The organism is uncultured Thalassospira sp. (assembly GCF_963976115.1).
Lineage (GTDB): Bacteria > Pseudomonadota > Alphaproteobacteria > Rhodospirillales > Thalassospiraceae > Thalassospira.
The window spans coordinates 102,048-122,404 of record NZ_CAXBJJ010000001.1; the positions used below are offsets into that span (position 1 = coordinate 102,048).

Sequence of the window (20,357 nt, forward strand, 5' to 3'; positions counted from 1 at the left end):
AGAAAAGAAAAAAAGCGGCGCACCGAAAGGCGCGCCGCTGATTGTTACTAATCGGCTCGCCTAAAGGTCTTCGGCGCGGCTGACAATCCGCTCGATTTCCTTTTTCACAAGGCGCTCGATCATGTAAGGCAAATTCTCGTCAAGCCACTCTTTCAGGATCGGGCGCAGCATATCACGCACCAGATCTTCAAGGGTGGCATGACCGGCATTGATCCCCAAGCCAATTGCACGCTTACGTGCAACAGCCTGAGCCAGTTCTGTCATGCTGCCCGAGGCCGAAGATTCAGTCTGCCCGGAAATCAGCGCAGGCTCGTCGTCATCTTCTTCCTCGTAAAAAGCTGGTACCGGACGTCGCGGTTCTTCGCGAACAGGTTCCGGTTCGGGTTCCGGCTCAGGTTCTTCTTCGACCTGCTCTTCAAAATCGAGCATATCGTCAAGATCCATGCTTTCCGGAGCAAGTTCCATTTCCTCTTCATCATCAAGATCAAGCGGCTCTGGCTCTTCGTCCTCAAGTTCCAGCTCTTCGGGTTCATCTTCCAGAACCAGTTCGTCGAACTCATCTTCCGGCTCGTCAAAAACCTCTGGTTTAGGTTTAGGTTCAGGCACCGGGGTCGGCTTTCGTTTTGCCGGTTCCTTTTTCTCATCCTCTCCCTCATCCGCAAGAATTTTGCGAATGGACTGAAGGATGTCCTCCATCGAAGGTTCCTGTTGCCCGTCACTCATTGGTTTTCTTTCGCGCTAAAAAATAATCACCGAACTGGTCCGGTCGATTATCCGACCCCATACCGTTCGGGGCCGGTGTTGGCACTTCCAGATCAATCAGATCCCCACAATTGATCCTTAACTTTATTATAGTTTTGTTCTACATCGTAAATTTCAACCGGCAGACCCAAAACCTGTGCATTCAGGGCACCGATTGCTGCTTTAACCTCAAATTCGGCAACCGCTGCATCACGACGGGACTGTACCAGAGATACACGCGCCTGCAAAAGTTCCTGTTCCTGGTCAAGAACGTCAAGAACCGTACGCGACCCAACAGACGCTTCACGCTGAACACCGTCAAGAGCAACTTCGGCAGCCGAAACTTCAGACTGCTGGCTTTCGATACTTGCACGTGCCGTTACCAGGTTTTCCCAGGCACTGGTCGCACTTTCAATTACTTGCCGACGGGTCTGATCCACCACCAGCCGCGCCTGCCCCGCTGTCTGCTTGGCCGCACGAATGGTAGAATATTCAGCGCCCTGCTGATAGATCGGAACCGTTACTTCGGCAAGAATCTCGGCATTATCCGTGGTGGTGTCTTCTGACGAGGATTCGCTGCTGCGCGATACACCTGCTGACAGGCTGACGACGGGATAAAGGGCACCCTCGCTCAGACGAATATCATCATGGGCAGCGTCTTCAGAATATTGTGCCTGCAAAACATCCGGATGCTGTGCACTGGCGGTTTCAACCACCTGCTTGACACCGGTCGGCAGTCCTCCAAGCGGATCAGGAATTTTAAGGTCCGTCGGTGCATTGCCAACCAGGCGTTCATAGACCGCACGCGTATTGGCAAGCGTTCCCTGTGCTGCAATCAGGTTAGCCTTGGCACCCGCCAGGCGGGCTTCAGCCTGTGCCACGTCGGTACGGGTAACTTCCCCCACCGAGAAACGATCCCGTGTTGCTTCAAGCTGACGTTCAAGCACGCGAATGTTGTTCTGGTTCAGTTCCACAACCGCTGTGTCACGCAGAACGTTAAAATAAGCGGTTGCAACATCAAGAAACACGGTCTGTTCACTTGAGCGCAAAGCCGCGCGCTGTGCCTTGATCCGCGCATCGGCGCGTTCGGTTTCGGCTTCGGTCCGTCCACCACGATACAAAGGCTGGCTGACATTCAAGCCGACCTGGTAAGGGTTAAGCGTCGAATCATTTGTTGTGGATGCATTATCGGTATCAACATCAAGTCTGCGGATACCTGCACTACCACTTAATTGAACCGTGGGCCGCCAGTTAGAAAGCGCCTTTGAAATTTCCTCGTCCGTAGAGCGCAGTTGTGCCCGGCCGGCTTCGAGTGTCGGGTTGCTCTGATATGCTTTGGCAAGCGCATCATCGAGGGTTTCAGCAGACGCCGCTGCAGAGACCACCCCGGCAGTAGCCAGAATGCTACAGGTCAGCAAGAACCGTTTTATCATTTATACACCCTTGTCAAAGTCCTACACTAAGTCCCGACCCCAGCGCAGTTCCGATTTGGTAACGTTGCCAATAAAAATGTCTAAAAAAAGAGGTCGTTGGAAGCAAAATTTCCAATTTTCCCTTCATTTAGCCGAACTAATTCATTTTCATCATTCGTATCGTGACATTTCTGGTGCGATATCGATAGCCCACTTTTCTATACCACCAGCGATATTAAAAACGTCTTTAACACCTTGTACCGCCAAAAACATCGCCGCGTGGCGGCTGCGAACACCGTGATGACATAAAACCGCCACCGGTTTATCGGTGCCAATTTCGTCAAGACGGCGTGCGATATCGCCAAGCGGTATATGCAAGGCCCCGTCAATCGCGCAAATTTCAACTTCCCAGTCTTCGCGCACATCAACAAGGGTAAGCGGCGCTGATGTTTTAATCAGCCCCGCCACTTCCTGACACGAAATATCCCGGACCATGTCCAATTGAACCAGACCTTGCAACAACAAATAACACAACGATGCGTTCCGATATCAGCACCCTGTTACCGGAACGATATGTTTCATTGTGACTTAAAAGACAAAACTTTCGACCGGCTCAAACCCCGGCAAATACGGTACGTTTGCATCAAACAGGTCACGATGCCCGATGACACCATGCTCACGTTCATACAAACGCGCAATGCCAACCTTGTTCTCTTCACGAACAACAGCAAGCAAACGCCCGCCTTCTGCCAATTGCGACAAAATGGCTTCCGGCACTTCGGCCACAGCACCATCAAACAGAATGACATTATAAGGAGACTGTTTGGCGTATCCCTTAACAACGTCCCCTTCAACAACGATCACGTTGTCAAAATTATTGTCCTGCATGATTTTTTCGGCGGCCTGCGCCATTGCGCCGTCCCCCTCAACCGCGACGACCGTTTCCGCAACCCGTGACAGCAGCGCACAGGCATAACCATACCCTGCGCCAATAACGAGCGCGACATCGGTGGTGGCGATTTCGGCGACCTGCATCAAACGGGCAATAACCATCGGCTCGATGGCATAGCGACCGTTACCAATGGAAATGTCTTCGTCGACATAGGCAACATCACGCTTGCTTTCAGGCAAAAACCGTTCCCGCGGGACATCTTCCATCGCTGCGATGACCAAAGGATCGGTAACCTTGTTGGTACGAACCTGATTTTCCACCATGTTGTGGCGCGCGACTTGATAATCCATCATATCTGACCTGAAATTCCCGCAAGAAAAGGATGATGGCCCCGCAGCAATTATAGCCAGAGAGCCAGACGAGCTGTCACGTTTATAGTCAGCCCACCGCCCCCTGACAACATTGGAAATTGCATGGGCGGCAGATAGGCAGCACGGGCTCGTGTTTTTTTGCCAATATCCCCACCAAAACGCCGCCAGACACAACCTCTGATCACCTTCAGCCAACCTTGCGGCCTTTAACGTGCATCCGGGTTTTTGCAAGCATGACACTTAAACATCCGAAAACAGCGATTCCCCAGCCCAAAACAACAATTAACCCCGCATCTGGATTCTGTATCTCGCAAAGCGCCCGGAACAATGACGATATCGGGGCGATGGCCCATCGCAATACCAATGGATAATCTTAAAATCCATCATCTTTAATGGAACGATACAAAGATATATCAATTTTTCCCGCGCGGTATCTGTGTATTTAACACGGGATTGAAACGCCACAAAACGGGCAACACCAAGGGGGGAACCATGCGCGATACGGGGCCAGTTACAAATCGCGAAGTCAAAATGGATGACACCAGCATCCTTGTCTCGCGGACAGATACGGGAGGCAAGATCGCTTTTGCCAACAGGGATTTCGTAAGAATCAGTGGTTTTAGCGAAGATGAACTCATTGGTTCCGCCCATAATATTGTACGGCACCGTGACATGCCCAAGGAAGCATTTGCCAATTTGTGGGCCACAGTAAAGGCAGGGCGTCCGTGGCAGGGGATCGTTAAAAACCGCTGCAAAAATGGCGATCATTACTGGGTACGCGCCAACGTCACCCCCGTCATCGAAGATGGAAACGTTACCGGGTATATCTCGATCCGAACCAAACCGACGCCAGAGCAAAAACGCGAAGCAGAACAGACTTATGCCGACCTGCGCAACGGCACCAGGAATATCGACCTGGAAGACGGACAAATTGTCAGGATCGGTTTTGGGCAATCTTTGCGTCATTATGTATCTGGTATTCGTGGCAGCCTGACAGTGGCCTTTGGCTCGATGGCGATTCTAATGGTACTGACCGGCAGATTTGGTGCCTGGGCAGACCATAACGGCTATAACGCCATCACGGTAAATCTGGCGATACTGGCCGCGACCATTGCCCTGACATTGATTTACGGCACACTTTTAACCCATAAATTGTGCAAGCCTTTGCGGCGCATGGAAGATCACTTTAAAGCCATCGCCCTGAATGACCTGTCCCACGAAATTGAATTGCCATCCATCTCGGATTTCAAACCCGTAATCCAGCAGTTGCGCGCCTTACATGCCAAGCTGGCCTATGGCACACTTGAACGATATGAAAACGAAGAAAAAGCCAGCGCCCTGCGCGTCAAGGCCCTGCAAATTTTGGCTGAAACCGTTGAACGCGAATTACAAATCGTGGTCGAAGCCATTATTGACCAGACATCAAGGCTGAATTCATCTGCCGGCGACATGGCGGCATCCTCGCAACGGGTTTCAACCAATTCTGAAAGTGTAGCTAACGCAGCGCATGAAGCACTTGCCAATGCGGAAGCCGTCTCGGGTGCCTCCGAAGAACTTGCTGTGTCGATCCGTGAAATATCGCGGCAAATCAAAGAAACAACAGCAATCGCAACCGAAACCAACACTTCAGGAATTGAGGCAGAACGCACTGTATTAACCCTGAAAGATAGTGTTGGCCGTATTGGTGAAGTTGCCGAACTGATTGCTGGCATTGCAGCCCAGACCAACCTTCTGGCCCTTAACGCGACAATCGAAGCAGCCCGGGCCGGTGATGCAGGAAAGGGTTTTGCCGTGGTGGCACAGGAAGTTAAGAACCTGGCCAATCAAACTGCACGTTCGACCGAAGAAATTACCCACCAAATTGCCGATATTCAGCAGGTTACCGGTTCGGTTGTTTCCGCCGTTCAACATATGAGCGCAAACATCCGCCGCATCGACCAAGTCGCCTCCAATGTCGAAATATCCGTCCACCAGCAAGACAGTGCGACGCAGGAAATTGCCCGTAGCGTTGTTGAAACAGCAACCGCATCAAACCAGGTGACCGAAAAAATTACCGATGTTTCACGAGAAGCCGACAGCAACCTGGAACGGGCTGAAAACATGAACAGGATTGCATCCGAAGTCGACAAGAGCATTGCCGAACTGCGCGCCACCCTTGTTCGTATTGTTCGCACAGCAACACCGGAAGTAAATCGTCGCCGAGACCCCAGATTCGACATTAACACCAGGGTTCAGATCAACATGAATGGTGAAGCCATACGCGGCAACACCATCAATCTGTCCAAAGGCGGCTGCAAGGTACAATTGCAAAACCCGCTTACATCCGGCTCTCGCGGCACAATTACTCTTGATGACCTTAAAATATCGCTATCGTTCGAGGTTGAGAACAGTAAGGGGGATGTCGCGAACCTTCATTTCAGCCCATCGCCTGATTGCGAGAAAATCCTTGATCAGTGGCTGGAGCGCAAACAGCGGCGTCGATAATCTTTAGCAGCGCACGCGCATTTTTTAAAACTGCCGCCAGCCTCAAACTGGCGGCAGTGCTGCTTTTGATCATAAATTCATGCTGTTGTATGAAAAATGTAAAATTGGGTGCTTGACGGCTCGTATTCGATAGGGCTATACACCGCCCTGCCGACGCGCTGGCGCGATGGCGGAGTGGTTACGCAGAGGACTGCAAATCCTTGCACGCCGGTTCGATTCCGGCTCGCGCCTCCACTGATCCGGCATAGCTCAGTTGGTAGAGCAAATGACTGTTAATCATTGGGTCGCAGGTTCGAGTCCTGCTGCCGGAGCCAATGTGGAAAGGGATCGAACGTTTGTTCGGTCCCTTTTTCTTTACGCTGTCTCGTCCTGAGACACGTTGTCACGACGAATGACAACGATAGATACAGTGCTTCAGATGGCAAGATTACACTCTGCCCTGCCCTTATCTGACACATGATGGACAGTTTACCTGACCGCAATGTCTTGATACGACATAGGCAGAGCAATCAGAAAAAACAGGTCATCCGGTTTCAGATGCGGGTCAGATTAACATGCCCGTCGCCAGAAACAGGATGCCCCATAGGGACCCGAAATGTCAGCACCTGTTTCACGCCGCCAGTTAGCGGAAAATTTAAGTTTTTCAAGTTTGGCCTGGGGCACCTGGCGTCTTCGGAATAGCCCGGATATTTCCGGCGTTGACGATATTATCCGCCTCATGCAAACCGCCCTTGATGTCGGCATCACCACTTTTGACCATGCCGATATTTATGGCAATTATGGCTGCGAAGAATATTTCGGCGACGCATTGGCCACCGTACCGCATTTACGCCATCAGATGGAAATCATCACAAAATGCGATATCGCGCTGGTGTGCGACGCCCGCCCCGATCACCGCATTAATCATTACAACACGTCCAAACCTCACATTATAGAATCGGTCGAACGCTCGTTACGAAACCTGCGAATAGACCATATCGATACCTTGTTACTTCACCGCCCCGACCCGTTAATGGTTGCCGATGAAGTTGCCGATGCCTTCAACCAGCTACAGCGCGATGGCAAAGTTCGTTATTTTGGCGTTTCCAACTTCAAACCATCACAGTTTAATCTGCTGCAAAGCAGGCTTGAGCAACCGCTTGTCACCAATCAGGTTGAATGCTCCGTTCTTGAACTGGACCCGATTTTTGACGGCACGTTTGATTTGATGCAGCAAAACCGTGTCAGACCAATGATCTGGTCGCCACTGGGCGGTGCGCGCCTGTTCAAGGACAAGGACGATGCCGTTGCCGCCCACCTTCGGCCGATCCTTGAAGAAATGCGTGTCAAATACGACGTTGCAGGCATTGCCGAAATCGCTGTCGCATGGCTGATGGCGCTTCCGTGCCAGCCGATCCCCGTTCTTGGCACCATGAAACCCGAGCGGATCCGTGCCGCAACCCAGGCATGTGCGATAACGATGGACCGCCAGGACTGGTTTGCCATTCTGGTCGCCGCACAGGGCCACCCGGTTCCCTGATTGCAACATCCTGATTATTCAATTCATTGTGCCCGGCATTGCGGGTAAAATTTAAGTATCCGTCTTGGTTCTTCCGGCAGCGGCACCAAAGCGATGCACTTTCGAACGCATCACGGCGGATCTTGATGTATCTCGTTTTATTCACGGCTAAAAATGCACCAAACATTTCCACCCCGAGCGTCTGATAAGACATTGAAACTGGATAAATTTTGACGAAATTCAATTTTTCCCGATTTTTTGTCAAAAAAGGTCTTGCACGTGTTTCCGGGTTTTATTATACCCCAGCCACGCACTTCGAACGGGGTGCTTAACACTGATCCGGCATAGCTCAGTTGGTAGAGCAAATGACTGTTAATCATTGGGTCGCAGGTTCGAGTCCTGCTGCCGGAGCCAATTAAAAAGGGACCGAACAAACGTTCGGTCCCTTTTTCTTTTCGTAACCCTCCCCCATCATGGATCGACACGCCCAAAAGGAAAAACCAATGAAAATTGCAAAAATTGAATTGCGAAAAGTTCAACTGGGTACACTTGGCGGATCAAGCGACGGCTGGCTGATCATTGGTGAAAACGACGTTATTCACGGCACCGTCCACCCGATAGACGGCGACCTTTTTACCATTGCTTCGACCACGGATGAACGCATACAGGCATTTGGCTGGTGCCCGATGTTTGATAGCCTGGATCATGTGCATAACGATGTTGCTATCGCCCTGGCCATGGGCGGTGCCGCAGAAGTTGAACAATGGCTTGAAGACTCGGAACGCCATGACCTTGATCACGGTCAGGAAGGTCACATGCATTAAAGCTGTTTGCATTCCAGCCTGTGTTACTTCACCCTGCCACAGAACAATTTTTGTTCCAGAAATGTGAAGCCTGTCGCGGTTTTGATTCAGAACAAGGCAAACAGACACCAGACGCCATATTTTCCGCACCTGCGAAAAGAAATTATTCTGATCGGGATCACATTGAACCGAAAACGGGTCACATAGCGCACAGATCGGCGCGGCGTCCATTCAGAGAGCAAAGCAGGAATTCGGTTATGAGCACAGTCAACCTAGAGCACCTCTTCAAGCCGTCGTCAGTCGCCGTTATCGGCGCATCAAACCGCCCGCATTCGGTTGGGCAGGTCATCATGCGCAATTTACTGGCGGGGGGCTTTGACGGCCCGATCATGCCGGTTAATCCGCGCAGCCAGTCCATTGGCGGGGTTCTTGCCTACCCCGATGTTGAAAATCTTCCTGTCGTGCCGGAAATGGCCGTCATTTGTGTGCCGCCTGCAGCCGTGATTTCCGTCATGGAATGCCTGGATCGCAAAGGCTGCAAGGCCGCCATTGTGTTAACCGCAGGCCTTGGCACAACACCGCATGACGAAACACGCAGCGTCAAACAGGCGATGCTTGAAATTGCGGCGCGCAATAAAATGCGCCTCTTGGGACCAAACTGCCTGGGCCTGATGGTTCCCCCCATTGGCCTGAATGCCAGCTTCAGCCATCAAAGTGCCAGCAAGGGTAAAATCGCCTTTGTTTCGCAATCTGGCGCCTTGTGCACGGCAGTTCTGGACTGGGCCGCCGCGCGCGGGGTTGGTTTTTCGCATTTCGTGTCGCTGGGCGAATGCGATGATGTCGATTTTGGCGACGTGATCGACTATCTGGGCTCGGACCCCGAAACCCGCGCGATCATGCTGTATATCGAATCGATCCATGAACGCCGCAGCTTTATTTCAGCCGCCCGTGCCGCATCGCGCAACAAACCCATTCTGTGCATCAAATCTGGCCGTTTTGCTGAAGGTGCCGCTGCTGCCGCATCGCATACCGGCGCATTGGCCGGGGCGGATGACGTGTTTGATGCGGCGATCAAACGTGCCGGTGTCTTGCGGGTGTATACCATCGCCGAAATGTTTTCAGCGGCCGAAACCCTGTCGCGCATGCGCCCGTTTCGCGGTGACAAGCTTGGCATCATCACCAATGGCGGCGGCATCGGCGTTTTGGCCGTCGACGCCCTGATCGAGCGCCACGGCCATCTGGCCCATCTGGAACAGTCGACCATTGATAACCTGAACAGCGTGCTGCCCGATACCTGGTCCCACGCCAACCCGGTTGACATTATTGGCGATGCCCCAGGCGAGCGCTATGCCAAATCCATCGACAAAGTATTGGCCGACCCGAATATCGACAGCCTGCTGGTCATGCATGCCCCAACCGCCATTACCGACCCGGTAGAAGTGGCGCGTGGCGTGATTAATTCAGTCAAAAACAGCAAAAAGAACATTCTGACCAACTGGGTTGGCGAAGCAACCGTCGCCCCTGCCCGCGTCCTGTTTAACGAAGCAGGTCTTCCAACCTATAACACCCCCGAACAGGCCGTGGCCGCGTTCCAGCATATGGTGAATTATCGCAAATTGCAGGATTTGCTGATGGAAACGCCCCCGTCAGTGCCCCAGGATTTCACACCCGAAATCGACAAGGCACGGGGCATCATTCATCTGGCGATCCATGCCGGACGCACCATGCTGACCGAACCCGAAGCCAAGGCCGTTCTGGATTGCTACGGCATTAACACAGTTAAAACTCTGTCGGTCGAAAACACTGAAGAAGCCGTTGCCACAGCCGAAAAAATCGGCTTTCCGGTTGCCCTTAAAATTCTGTCGGACGACATTAGCCACAAATCCGATGTCGGCGGAGTTGTTTTGAACCTTGAAAGCAGCGAAGAAGTTCATCGCGCTGCGACCAAGATGCTTAAAAACATTGGCAAACAGTTCCCCGATGCCCGCCTGCGCGGCTTTACCGTGCAAGAAATGGTGAAACGCCGCAATGCCCGCGAACTGATTGTCGGCATGACCACCGACCCGATTTTTGGCCCGGTGATTTTGTTTGGTCATGGCGGGGTGGAAGTGGAAGTGGTGCGTGACCGTGCCATGGCGTTACCCCCCCTTAACATGAAGCTGGCCCGCGAACTGGTTGAAGGCACACGCATTTATAACCTGTTAAAGGGTTATCGCGATGTGCCGCCGGTTAACCTCGAAGAACTGTACATGACGCTGGTGCGCCTGTCGCAACTGGTTGTGCATCTGGGCGAAGTGGTTGAACTCGACATGAACCCGCTTTTGATTGACCAGAAAGGCGTCATCGCCCTTGATGCCCGCATCAAGGTCACCGCCAAGGTTGAAAGCGACGACAAACGCCTGGCCATTCATCCCTACCCGCGCCATCTCAAACAGGAAATCGTTCTGGAAGACGGCACAACCTATATGTTGCGCCCAATCAAACCCGAAGACGAACCCGCGCACTACGCTTTCATGTCCAAGCTGACCCCGGAAGACATCCACTTTCGTTTCTTTGGTTCCGTCCGTGAATTGCCACATTCTGAAATGGCCCGTCAGACCCAGCTGGATTACGACCGCGCGATGGCCTTCGTGGCCACTGTTCCCAACGGGACCTCGCAAGGGGATATTCACGGCATTGTCCAGGTTGTGATCGACCCGAACAATGAACATGCAGAATATGCCGTCATGGTGCGATCTGACATCAAAGGACGTGGCCTTGGCCGAATCCTGATGGAAAAAATGATCGAATTTTGCCGCGCCAAAGGCGTCGCCACATTTATTGGGCAGGTTCTGCCCAATAACCGCCGCATGTTAACCCTGTGCGAAAAATTGGGCTTCACACGCAAATATCTGGAAGACGAAGAAGTCTTTGAAGTGACTTTACCGCTGGGTCAACCAACCAAGCCGAGCCATTAAAACCAAGCTGCACAACCCAAAACAGCCCCCCGCCAAACGAACGTCTGGCGGGGGGCTTGATTTCAGACCATCAACAAATCAAAATCGCGCGGCGGGTTCAGGCACCAACTTTCGTGGGTAATTTCTTGCTGATCTCACGCACCGATTCTTCCGGGTCCAGCCCCCGCTTGCGCAAGGCATCAGCGGCTTCTGATTCTATTTTACGAAGCTCGCCCAATGTTGTTTGAACATCGTCAAGCTGTTGTTCCAGCTCAGTTATGCGTTTACGCCCCACCAGCATCAAATGCGCCAATTGCTCGGCATGACTTCGGTCCGCATCATAAAGGTCGATATATTCCTTGATATCTTCCAGCGTAAAACCAAGCCGCTTGCCCCGCAAAATCAGAACCAGACGGGCGCGATCACGATAGTTATAAACCCGCGTTGCACCTGCCCGCTGCGGTGATAACAACCCCTTGGTTTCATAGAAGCGGATAGCCCGGGGCGTGATGTCAAATTCGTCGGCAAGTTCGGTAATGCTGTAAAGCTTATCGTTCATCTGTTCTTCTTATGCTCAAAGACACCCAACCAACACCATCACCCCAGACCAACGTCGAAGTCAATAAATTTACGCTAACGTTAGCAGCAAACCACAAGATCGGGAGTTGACGCAAATGCCAGCCTAAACGTCATCCGAATCACCCCCAAGGCACTGCTGAAGATAATCACGATCAATTGGCCGGTATTTGGGGCCTTTAAACAGGCTGTTGCCATCAAGCGCGCCGGGCATCAAACCATTGGCCGAATGCCACACCGTGCCGTCGGGCATGCCAACCGCGAGCGGCTGGGTAAAGGGCTCTGCCTTATCCGGCACCAGTGCCAGGTCACCGCAAATGCCCGCACGAAACACCTGACCGTCAACCGGCGTTCCGCCCAGATAGACACCGGGATAATTGTCAAATATTTCAGGGAATGTCGGGTGATTGCACAAATCGCCCTCAAATGACACATTGTCGGCTTCAGACAGGACCAGGTCTTCGCCCAGAAATGGTTGATCCGGGTTCATTAACCCCGGCGGTAATTGCGCATCATCGGCATAGCCAATCGCATTACGGCGATGGCGCCAATTGCGGGTGGTGCCCTTTTTTACATATTGCTGGCGCAGGTAAAAACTGTTGTGAAAACATTCAAACGGCAATTCGGGCAGCGCATCGGGGTCTTTGCCAAATTTAAAAACAGCTCCGCCATTATTATCGTCCCCTTCCGGCCCTGGTCGGGAATCAAACCAGCCCCGATTACCAAAATAATACCAGAACCCGCCGCGCGCGCCATCCTGGGAAAACCATTTATGGCAGTTGTAAAGCTGGTTATTGACCACCCACCAGTTCACCGCCACACTTTCGGGCTCGACCGGGTTATCGCGCACAAAAGAAAACACGTTATTGCAGATCAAAACATTGCAATTGAACTGCCCCAACGGCGCGTCCTCATTGTCATCCGACAGATCAAACCGGATCGCATTATAACAATGACGAATATTATTGCCGCGAATCACCACATCGCCAGCGATATTGTTGCTGCCAAAAAAGGCCCCGTTCAAATAACGATAGGGTGCCTTTTCGCCCGGTACCAATTCACCATCATGCACCATGGCCCAGTTGATGTAACGCCACAGGCTGTCATTCTGCATCCAGTCGCATCTAACAACGCTTAAATGACGACATTGTGGCCCATCGGCATAGAAGGCATAGGTTCCGCCCACAATCTGCATGTCCTTAAAGGTCAGATGGTGGCTGTTTTCCATGTAAACAGCACTGGGCCAGCACCGTTCGATCCGAAGGTTATCAAATCGGATATGACAGCGGTTCACCATACGAAATGCTGCATAGCGCAACGGCCCCGGGCTGGTGGCCGATACTTCGGGGTCCGGTGGCCGCCGACCATCAATAATCGCCCCATGTTCACCGCGAATAATAATTGGTTCGCCCGGTGTGCCGTCCCGTGGCAGGTCGATCGCTTCGGGCAGAAAATAGTTGCCCGGTAACAGGCGGATCAAATCCCCCGGCTGGCTATCATCAATGGCTGCCCGCAATGTTCTGGTATCCCGCCATTCACTGTCAACCCAGTGGTGCCCGCCATCCGGCGTCACATACACCATACGTAACATCTTCGCCCCCTCATCTTGTTCACAATGTTGCGGCAAATGGTTTCGCAGCCCGCTTGACAGGCCTGACGAGCACTATTGCCCAAACGCGCCGCCAAAACATAACATCAGCACAACACACGTGGAAACAAGACAACGACGTCAGCTTACAATTTCCATCATCATTCTGCCTCCCCTCATTGAGGGGTATTGTGCCGTCATTTACACCGCCCGGAATTAATTCATACGATTTTTTATTTTTTATGATAAATGTGATTTCAGTCACTTGACGAAACATTTGCACAAAACTAGCGTCTGGCACCACCAGATTCCATCGCATTAAAAAGGATAAGATGATGCAATTCCTTAAACAGTCAGCGCGCCTGGCATTTGCCACCGGCGTTACTGTTTTTTCCTGTGTATCTGGCCCGGCGCAAGCCCATTTTCAGGAACTGATCCCCAACACCAATGTGGTCGATCAGAAAACGGGCAAGGATGTGCATTTTGACATGATTTTCACCCATCCCACCGACGGGGGACCAACAATGGAAATGGCGCACCCGGTACAATTCGGCATGCAGGTCAATGGCGAGAAAACCGATCTTCTGGACCATTTAACCCGCCATGATGTGAACGGAAAACAGGCTTATCAGGCCGATGTCACGGTGCCGCGCCCGGCCGGATACGTCTTTTACCTTGAGCCGAAACCCTATTACGAACCGGCGGAAGGTAAATACATTGTCCAATACACAAAAACCGTGATTGATGCCTTTGGTGATGGCAGCAACTGGGACCAGATGGTGGGGTTTCCGGTGGAAATAGAACCGTTGTCGCGCCCCTATGGACTATGGGCAGGCAACAGCTTTAGCGGCATCGTCAAACATAATGGCAAACCGGTTCCCTTCGCCGAAATCGAAGTGGAATTTCGCAATGACGGCAGCATCACCCTGCCCAATGACAGCTTTTCCACCCAGATCATCAAAGCAGATGCAAATGGTACCTTTTCCTACACCACACCTTGGGCGGGCTGGTGGGTCTTTGCAGCCTTGATCGAAGACGGCACCCTGCCAACCCCGGATGGCACAACAGACGTGCCAGTTGAACGCGGTGGTGTTTTATGGGTTAAAACCAACGATCCCATCCGTCAGGGCCAATAAGCCAGCATTGCTTAAAAAGCAAAACTGATGACGCAAAAATCGCACATCATTCATTTTAAAACAAAGGCTTGAATGATTTTCTTGCGTCATAAATTTTTACAAAAAATATGAAAAATAGCGTGGTGGCGCTTGACTTTTATTGTCTTTCGCCGCTACGCTGTTGGCTGATCATGGTGATCCGGGCTCACCTGGATAAAAGGGAATACGGTGCCGTAATTTTTACCCATGCCGTAGCTGCCCCCGCAACTGTAAGCGACCATAATTTTCAATGACCACCGGGTTTTTCCGGGAAGGCGAAAATTGTTATCGCAAGCCAGGAAACCTGCCCTGATCAACACAGCTGTATCGGGCGGGGTGTACCGGTGGAACGGCGCGATAATGACGGTCGAATACGGCCTGTTATATCGATGCTTTCCGCCGTTATGGCATCTTCCCCCTGATACATGCATGACGATAAACCAGTCTGGCCCCTTTCCGGCCAGCGCAGCAAAGGGCGGCCCAATGCATATTGTGGATGGTGTTTTGTCAACCGACGTGGTGGTTGCAGGTGCAGTCATTGCGGTGGGCGGCATTGCCTTTGGTTTGCGACAGGTCACCATCGAAAACATGCCGCGCATCGCCCTGCTAAGTGCCGTTTTTTTCGTCGCCTCTCTCATTCATGTGCCCATCGGGCCTACCAGTATTCATCTGATCATGAATGGCCTGCTGGGCCTGATTTTAGGGTGGGCCGCTGTTCCGGCGGTATTTATTGCCCTGTTGCTACAGGCCGTTTTTTTCGGGTTTGGCGGCATAACGGTTCTGGGTGTTAATACCGTGAACATGGCCTTGCCCGCCATTGCCGTATGGCTGGTCTTTGGCCCGATACTGGCCCGAACCGACGGGCGCACCATGATGATAACCGCGTTTGTTGCCGGCGCTTCGGCCATTATGCTAAGTGCAGTTATGGTCGGATTGTCCCTTGCGCTGAGCGGGCAGGAATTTATTGCAACGGCTCGGCTGGTTTTTATCACCAACATTCCCATCATGGTTGTTGAAGGCTTCCTGACTGCCGCAGCCTTTGGCCTGATCAAAAAGGTCCGCCCGGCCCTGTTGTTATCAGGGCCAACCACCCGTATGGCAGTCTGATCAATGACCATAATACCCGCTTTGCGCACCCGCCGTTCTGAAAACCGCCCTTCGACATTCCCCCTTTTTGCTCTTGCGATAATTGTCATCGCAACTGTGATTCTAACCCTGCCCGGTTTGGCCAGGGCACACAGCTTTCATGTTTTCGCCCTCGGCGATGGCAATATCATCGAAGGTTATGCCTATTTTGGCGGTGGAGCCCGCCCGCAACATGCCAAACTTTCGGTCGAAAACAGTGCGGGCAAGGTGTTGTTGCAAGGGCAGACCGATGCCACGGGCGCGTTCCGATTGCAGGTTGATCACCTTGATGATTACGTGATCCGTGCCAATACCGGCGATGGCCATGCGGCGGCCTACACCCTTGGCGCGGCAGAGCTTTCCGATGCGTTGCCAGCGGCAACCCCCGATGCGGTTGGCACTGTTATTGCGCTTGCCCCTGCTGACACCACAAATAATACCACCGACGCCGCAACGTCCTTTGCTACCCCCGAAAGCATATCGGGCAAAACAGCAAATCCGCAACGCATTTCAATATCACCAGAACAGCTTTCGCAACTGGTTAGCCATGCGGTTGCCAAGCAGGTAAACCCGTTGCGCGAACAGATTGTGGCATACGAAGACAAGGTTCGGTTCTCAGATATTATCGGCGGGCTGGGCATTATCATTGGCATTTTCGGCGTCATCGCATGGTGGCAAGCGCGCCAGAAAATAACGCCCCCGCGCGCATGACCCGCCATATCGTGCTATCGCCCGCCAGCCGTAAAACGGCCACCGAGGGGATCGGCCATGTTGATCCGCGTTTTCGCATTGTTTGCACCATCGTTTTCGCTGTTTTTGTTGTTTCCGCCACAAGCTGGCAGGCCGCATGTGCCACCATCCTTGCGGCGGCTGTTATGGTGGCACTTTCATCATTGGAATGGGCTAAAACCCTAAAACGGGTTCTGGCGATGGACGGGTTTATTTTTGCAACCCTGCTGTTGCTGCCCTTTACCTATCCTGGCGATATCGTTTTCACATTATGGGGGCATACAGCATCGCACCAGGGCATCGACCAGGCCATCATGATCGGCCTGAAGGCCAACGCGGTTATTTTCATGGTGATGGCGCTGTTAGGGTCACTGGGCAGCACAGACCTTGGTCGCGGCATGATGGGCCTTTATATGCCCACCAAGCTGACAACATTACTGATGTTCACCGTTCGTTATATCGACGTTCTTCACCAGGAATATTTGCGACTGCGCCAAGCAATGCGCGCCCGAGCCTTTCACCTGCGCAGCAACCGGCACAGCTGGAAAATGATGGGATATCTGGTGGGAATGTTGCTGGTGCGCGCGCATGACCGATCCGAACGCATTGTATGGGCGATGAAATGTCGCGGATTTCATGGGCACTTTCATTTCACCCGTCTGTCGCGTCCGACACCATCTGATTATATATTTCTGCTGTTTATGGCGCTGTTGCTGGCAGCCCTGATCACGCTGGAGGTCCTGTGTCCGCCCCTGATCTGATTGTGCTACGCAATATCTGTTTTTCATTTTCCGCGACAAAACCCGTATTGGACCATGCCAGCTTCACCCTGGCACCAGGTGAAAAAATTGCGCTGACCGGCCCGAACGGAGCCGGAAAAACCACATTGCTCCATATTATGATGGGGTTGCAAACCGCCCCAAAAGGCACAATCACGGTCCTGCAAAAACCCTGTAAAACTGAAAAAGACTTCCGTGCCATTCGCGGCAAGGTCGGCTTGCTGTTTCAGGATTCTGACGACCAGCTTTTTTGTCCTACCGTGATCGAGGATGTTGCTTTTGGCCCGCTAAATCTGGGGTATAATGATGCCGATGCCCTTGAAATTTCGCATAAAACCCTGGCCGATCTTGGGTTGACCGGTTTTGAAAACCGTATCACCCACCAGTTATCGGGCGGGGAAAAACGTTTGGTCGCGCTGGCAACAGTGCTGGCAATGGCACCCGAAATTCTGTTGCTCGATGAACCCACCAACGGGCTGGATCATCGTGTTGAAAGCCGACTGATCGAAATTTTACAAAATCTGCCACAGGCAATGGTTATTGTTTCCCATAACCAGTCTTTTCTCGATCAGGTTGCAACCCGCAAGGTAACACTGCACAATGGCAAACTGATTTCAGAATCCGAAACATGGTAAAAACCCATGGTGGAGAACATACAATGAACCCGGACGAGATTTTAAATTTCTGGTTCAAGGAACTAACCCCCAAACAGTGGTTTGAAAAAGACACTGCACTTGACCGCCATATCAGCGAACGCTTTGCCGATTTCCATGCGAGTGCTCGTGTGGGCGAGCTATACCTCTGGCGCGCTACGGCGCGCGGGCGGTTGGCTGAAATCATCATTCTGGACCAGTTTTCGCGCAATATGTTTCGCGACCGTGCCGAGGCTTTTTCGTGCGACATAATCGCATTGATTCTGGCACAGGAAGCAATCTTGCAAAAAGCGGATGAAGACCTGACCTCTGCCCCTGAAAAATTGTTCCTGTATATGCCCTATATGCATTCGGAATCAGAAATCATTCACGACATCGCCCTGACCCTGTTTGATCAACCAGGGTTGGAAAACAATCTGGATTTTGAAAAACGCCACAAGCAAATCATCGACCGTTTTGGCCGTTATCCGCACCGCAATGACGTTTTGGGGCGGCAATCAACCCCCGAAGAACTGGCGTTTTTGCAACAGCCCGGATCGTCCTTTTAATTAAAGCAGGCGGGCGACCCAAATCGCACCACCTGCCCTTTTGATTTTACCGCGATAACCGGCAATCGCCCGGGTTATTTCGCGCGCTTGATCTGGCGGTTTTCCCACCACCCTTCGACCAGACTTTCGGCTTCGTCAATATAATCGGCCCGCCCCGCCAGATAGGCCGCCATGGCGGCACTGCCCTTAATTTTGGCAATGGCGTCCCTGTCTTCGATCTCGCCCTGCCAGACACCCATAAAATGTTCCATCTTGGCAGGGATGGCATCATCCTCGGGTTTTTCATTGCGCGCCAATGCGGCAGGCCAGCGCAAATCGCTTAGAACGCCATTATCAAGCAAGCGCAAATCAACATGTTTGTATGGTGTCCGTTCCGCCTCGCCGCCGCCGCCCTTGATCACGCCGATACGCGGCAATGCCAGCAATTTGCCGGTTTCGCGGTGAACATCCAGAAAGGCCGGGTGAAACACCCCAAGAAATGCCGCCTTGGCCTGTAGCGGGTTTAACAGCCGTAACAGGGTGTTCACCGGGCTGCGCAGCCCCAAAAGCGGGCGCAAGCCGATCAATTCCTGTAATTTCGGATGAATATGGCGCAGGGGCAAATAGGCAATCCCATGCGTTTCAATGTCTGAGCGTGCTTCTTCTGCCGACATCGCAATTGGCAATTTCAGTGCCTTAAAGGCAGCTTCGGTGCCAACCCCTTTGATCAGATGCGAATTATAACCATGCATCAGAACGGGAACCTTGTTTTGCGCCAGCAGCAAAGCCGACAGCACAAACCACGGTAAGCCCCGTGTGCGCCCCGCTGCGTAGGAAGGCCAGTCCAACATCGGATGGCAGGCGTCAGGCACATCGCTGTCATCGGGCTCCAGGCGCGCGATCGCGCGCACGGCCTCGATCATGCCAGCCAGTTCTTCCGGGGTTTCCCCGCGATAGCGCAACATCAAAAGATAGGCACCCAACTGAACCGGATCGACCTCGTCGCGCAGAACCATGGAAAAGGCGTCAAATGCCTCGTCGCGTGTCAGGCTGCGCGAACGGCCCGGCCCGCGAAAAAACTGCCGCAAATACCCGGAAAACGGATGGGCTTCAGGCAACTGGTTTTCGTCGTCGGGCTGCTCTAGATGATCGTCGCTCATCTGGTCGCTCACTTCATTTGTGGATGGATTGTGAAAACGGGCACTACCCTATTCGTGGGTGCGCGTAAAGACCCAGTCATTTCCCTGTGTCAAATCGTCGCGGTAAACATAACCGTCCATATCAAAGGATTTCAGGTCTTCCGGTGCTTCAATACGGTTCTTTATCATAAAGCGTGACATCATACCACGGGCACGCTTGGCTGAAAATCCGATAACCTTCGCGGTGTTCCCCTTGATCTCCTTAAACACCGGTGTAATCACCGGCCCTTCGATCAGTTTGGTCTTAACGGCTTTAAAATACTCGTTAGACGCCAGATTGACCAATGTTCTGTTTTTATGCTCAAGGGTAATGTCATTAAGATGACGGGCAATTTTATCGCCCCAGAATTCATACAAGTTTTTGCCACGACTGTTTTCAAGCCGGGTGCCCATTTCCAGACGATAGGCCTGCATCAGATCGCGCGGTTTTAAAACACCATACAAACCGGAAAGCATCCGAAAATGGTCTTCTGCCCAATCGAGATCATCGGGTGTCAGATTATCGGCATCGAGTCCGATATAGGTGTCACCGCGAAAGGCATACACGGCTGGCTTGGCGTTATCGCGGTTGAAAGGCGTTGAAAAATGCGCGAAACGCTGCACGTTCAATTCCGCCAGCTCCTCGCTAATGTGCATCAAATTCATCAAATCGCGGCGCGTTTTCTTTTGCGCAACCGCAACCAGCTCAACGGCATCATCAAGGAACACCGGCTGGGTTACAGGCATCTCCGGTGCCGGTGTTTCAAAATCCAGTTTCTTGGCCGGGGAAACAACAGCAAGCATTTTTAAGCCTCTTCTCTTTCATCACTGGTGATTTTGTCGTAACAAGCCACAAGGCTTATGGGAAAGCGAAATTGATAGCAATTCCCATAATTTCGAAATTTAGCAGA

The 20,357-nt window shown here is 52.3% G+C and carries 18 protein-coding genes, 3 tRNA genes and 1 riboswitch; of the genes, 13 read left to right on the forward strand and 8 right to left on the reverse strand.

Annotated features, from left to right (window positions below):
- Nucleotides 1-60: 60 nt before the first annotated feature.
- From AAC086_RS00465 to AAC086_RS00480, 4 genes are all read right to left on the reverse strand, one after another.
- The gene (locus AAC086_RS00465; RefSeq protein WP_339774080.1) at nucleotides 61-696 is read right to left on the reverse strand and encodes a DUF2497 domain-containing protein; all 636 of its coding nucleotides are present in this window, start codon (nucleotides 694-696) and stop codon (nucleotides 61-63) included.
- A gap of 119 nt (nucleotides 697-815) precedes the next feature.
- Nucleotides 816-2,174 (reverse strand): TolC family outer membrane protein, encoded by a 1,359-nt coding sequence (locus AAC086_RS00470; RefSeq protein ID WP_339774082.1) that lies wholly within the window; start codon nucleotides 2,172-2,174, stop codon nucleotides 816-818.
- 150 nt (nucleotides 2,175-2,324) lie between these two features.
- Nucleotides 2,325-2,648, reverse strand: coding sequence for a rhodanese-like domain-containing protein (locus AAC086_RS00475; RefSeq protein WP_339774084.1), 324 nt, complete (start codon nucleotides 2,646-2,648; stop codon nucleotides 2,325-2,327).
- A gap of 93 nt (nucleotides 2,649-2,741) precedes the next feature.
- The gene (locus AAC086_RS00480) at nucleotides 2,742-3,398 is read right to left on the reverse strand and encodes a protein-L-isoaspartate O-methyltransferase (protein WP_339774086.1); all 657 of its coding nucleotides are present in this window, start codon (nucleotides 3,396-3,398) and stop codon (nucleotides 2,742-2,744) included.
- A gap of 510 nt (nucleotides 3,399-3,908) precedes the next feature.
- On the opposite strand from AAC086_RS00480, the gene AAC086_RS00485 reads away from it, so the two are divergent.
- From AAC086_RS00485 to AAC086_RS00515, 7 genes are all read left to right on the forward strand, one after another.
- Nucleotides 3,909-5,900, forward strand: coding sequence for a methyl-accepting chemotaxis protein (locus tag AAC086_RS00485; protein WP_339774088.1), 1,992 nt, complete (start codon nucleotides 3,909-3,911; stop codon nucleotides 5,898-5,900).
- Nucleotides 5,901-6,060: 160 nt separating this feature from the next.
- Nucleotides 6,061-6,134: transfer RNA gene (locus AAC086_RS00490), tRNA-Cys, on the forward strand.
- 4 nt (nucleotides 6,135-6,138) lie between these two features.
- A tRNA-Asn gene (locus AAC086_RS00495) sits at nucleotides 6,139-6,214 on the forward strand.
- A 281-nt stretch (nucleotides 6,215-6,495) separates the two neighbouring features.
- Nucleotides 6,496-7,419, forward strand: a complete 924-nt coding sequence (locus tag AAC086_RS00500) for an aldo/keto reductase (protein WP_339774090.1) — start codon at nucleotides 6,496-6,498, stop codon at nucleotides 7,417-7,419.
- 317 nt (nucleotides 7,420-7,736) lie between these two features.
- Nucleotides 7,737-7,812, forward strand: a tRNA-Asn gene (locus tag AAC086_RS00505).
- Nucleotides 7,813-7,901: 89 nt separating this feature from the next.
- Entirely contained in the window at nucleotides 7,902-8,222 is a 321-nt protein-coding gene (locus tag AAC086_RS00510) for a hypothetical protein (RefSeq protein ID WP_339774092.1), read from the forward strand.
- A gap of 236 nt (nucleotides 8,223-8,458) precedes the next feature.
- Nucleotides 8,459-11,158 (forward strand): bifunctional acetate--CoA ligase family protein/GNAT family N-acetyltransferase, encoded by a 2,700-nt coding sequence (locus AAC086_RS00515; protein ID WP_339774094.1) that lies wholly within the window; start codon nucleotides 8,459-8,461, stop codon nucleotides 11,156-11,158.
- Nucleotides 11,159-11,255: 97 nt separating this feature from the next.
- Here the strand turns inward: AAC086_RS00515 and AAC086_RS00520 are convergent, their stop codons facing one another.
- Together AAC086_RS00520 and AAC086_RS00525 are read right to left on the reverse strand one after the other, a co-directional pair.
- Nucleotides 11,256-11,696: a MerR family DNA-binding transcriptional regulator gene (locus AAC086_RS00520; RefSeq protein ID WP_339774096.1), complete on the reverse strand. Its 441-nt coding sequence runs from the start codon at nucleotides 11,694-11,696 to the stop codon at nucleotides 11,256-11,258.
- Nucleotides 11,697-11,819: 123 nt separating this feature from the next.
- Complete coding sequence (locus AAC086_RS00525) at nucleotides 11,820-13,304, reverse strand: hypothetical protein (protein ID WP_339774098.1); 1,485 nt, start codon at nucleotides 13,302-13,304, stop codon at nucleotides 11,820-11,822.
- A gap of 329 nt (nucleotides 13,305-13,633) precedes the next feature.
- Here AAC086_RS00525 and AAC086_RS00530 point away from each other — a divergent pair, with 329 nt between their 5' ends.
- The 6 genes from AAC086_RS00530 to AAC086_RS00555 all read left to right on the forward strand — a co-directional run bounded on the left by AAC086_RS00530 (nucleotide 13,634) and on the right by AAC086_RS00555 (nucleotide 18,289).
- Nucleotides 13,634-14,437, forward strand: a complete 804-nt coding sequence (locus AAC086_RS00530; protein ID WP_339774100.1) for a DUF4198 domain-containing protein — start codon at nucleotides 13,634-13,636, stop codon at nucleotides 14,435-14,437.
- Nucleotides 14,438-14,591: 154 nt separating this feature from the next.
- Nucleotides 14,592-14,782, forward strand: a riboswitch (cobalamin riboswitch).
- A 156-nt stretch (nucleotides 14,783-14,938) separates the two neighbouring features.
- The gene (gene cbiM / locus AAC086_RS00535; protein ID WP_339774102.1) at nucleotides 14,939-15,562 is read left to right on the forward strand and encodes a cobalt transporter CbiM; all 624 of its coding nucleotides are present in this window, start codon (nucleotides 14,939-14,941) and stop codon (nucleotides 15,560-15,562) included.
- 3 nt (nucleotides 15,563-15,565) lie between these two features.
- The gene (locus tag AAC086_RS00540; RefSeq protein ID WP_339774103.1) at nucleotides 15,566-16,291 is read left to right on the forward strand and encodes a hypothetical protein; all 726 of its coding nucleotides are present in this window, start codon (nucleotides 15,566-15,568) and stop codon (nucleotides 16,289-16,291) included.
- Entirely contained in the window at nucleotides 16,249-17,070 is an 822-nt protein-coding gene (cbiQ, locus tag AAC086_RS00545; RefSeq protein ID WP_339774105.1) for a cobalt ECF transporter T component CbiQ, read from the forward strand. The genes AAC086_RS00540 and cbiQ overlap by 43 nt, the downstream gene beginning before the upstream one ends.
- Nucleotides 17,052-17,723, forward strand: a complete 672-nt coding sequence (locus AAC086_RS00550) for an ABC transporter ATP-binding protein (RefSeq protein WP_339774107.1) — start codon at nucleotides 17,052-17,054, stop codon at nucleotides 17,721-17,723. Before cbiQ ends, AAC086_RS00550 begins: the two co-directional genes overlap by 19 nt.
- 23 nt (nucleotides 17,724-17,746) lie before the next feature.
- Nucleotides 17,747-18,289, forward strand: a complete 543-nt coding sequence (locus AAC086_RS00555) for a DUF924 family protein (protein ID WP_339774108.1) — start codon at nucleotides 17,747-17,749, stop codon at nucleotides 18,287-18,289.
- Between the two features lie 74 nt (nucleotides 18,290-18,363).
- Here the strand turns inward: AAC086_RS00555 and AAC086_RS00560 are convergent, their stop codons facing one another.
- Together AAC086_RS00560 and yaaA are read right to left on the reverse strand one after the other, a co-directional pair.
- The gene (locus AAC086_RS00560; protein WP_339774109.1) at nucleotides 18,364-19,428 is read right to left on the reverse strand and encodes a glycosyl transferase family protein; all 1,065 of its coding nucleotides are present in this window, start codon (nucleotides 19,426-19,428) and stop codon (nucleotides 18,364-18,366) included.
- 48 nt (nucleotides 19,429-19,476) lie between these two features.
- Nucleotides 19,477-20,250, reverse strand: a complete 774-nt coding sequence (gene yaaA / locus AAC086_RS00565) for a peroxide stress protein YaaA (RefSeq protein ID WP_339774110.1) — start codon at nucleotides 20,248-20,250, stop codon at nucleotides 19,477-19,479.
- Nucleotides 20,251-20,357: the final 107 nt, after the last annotated feature.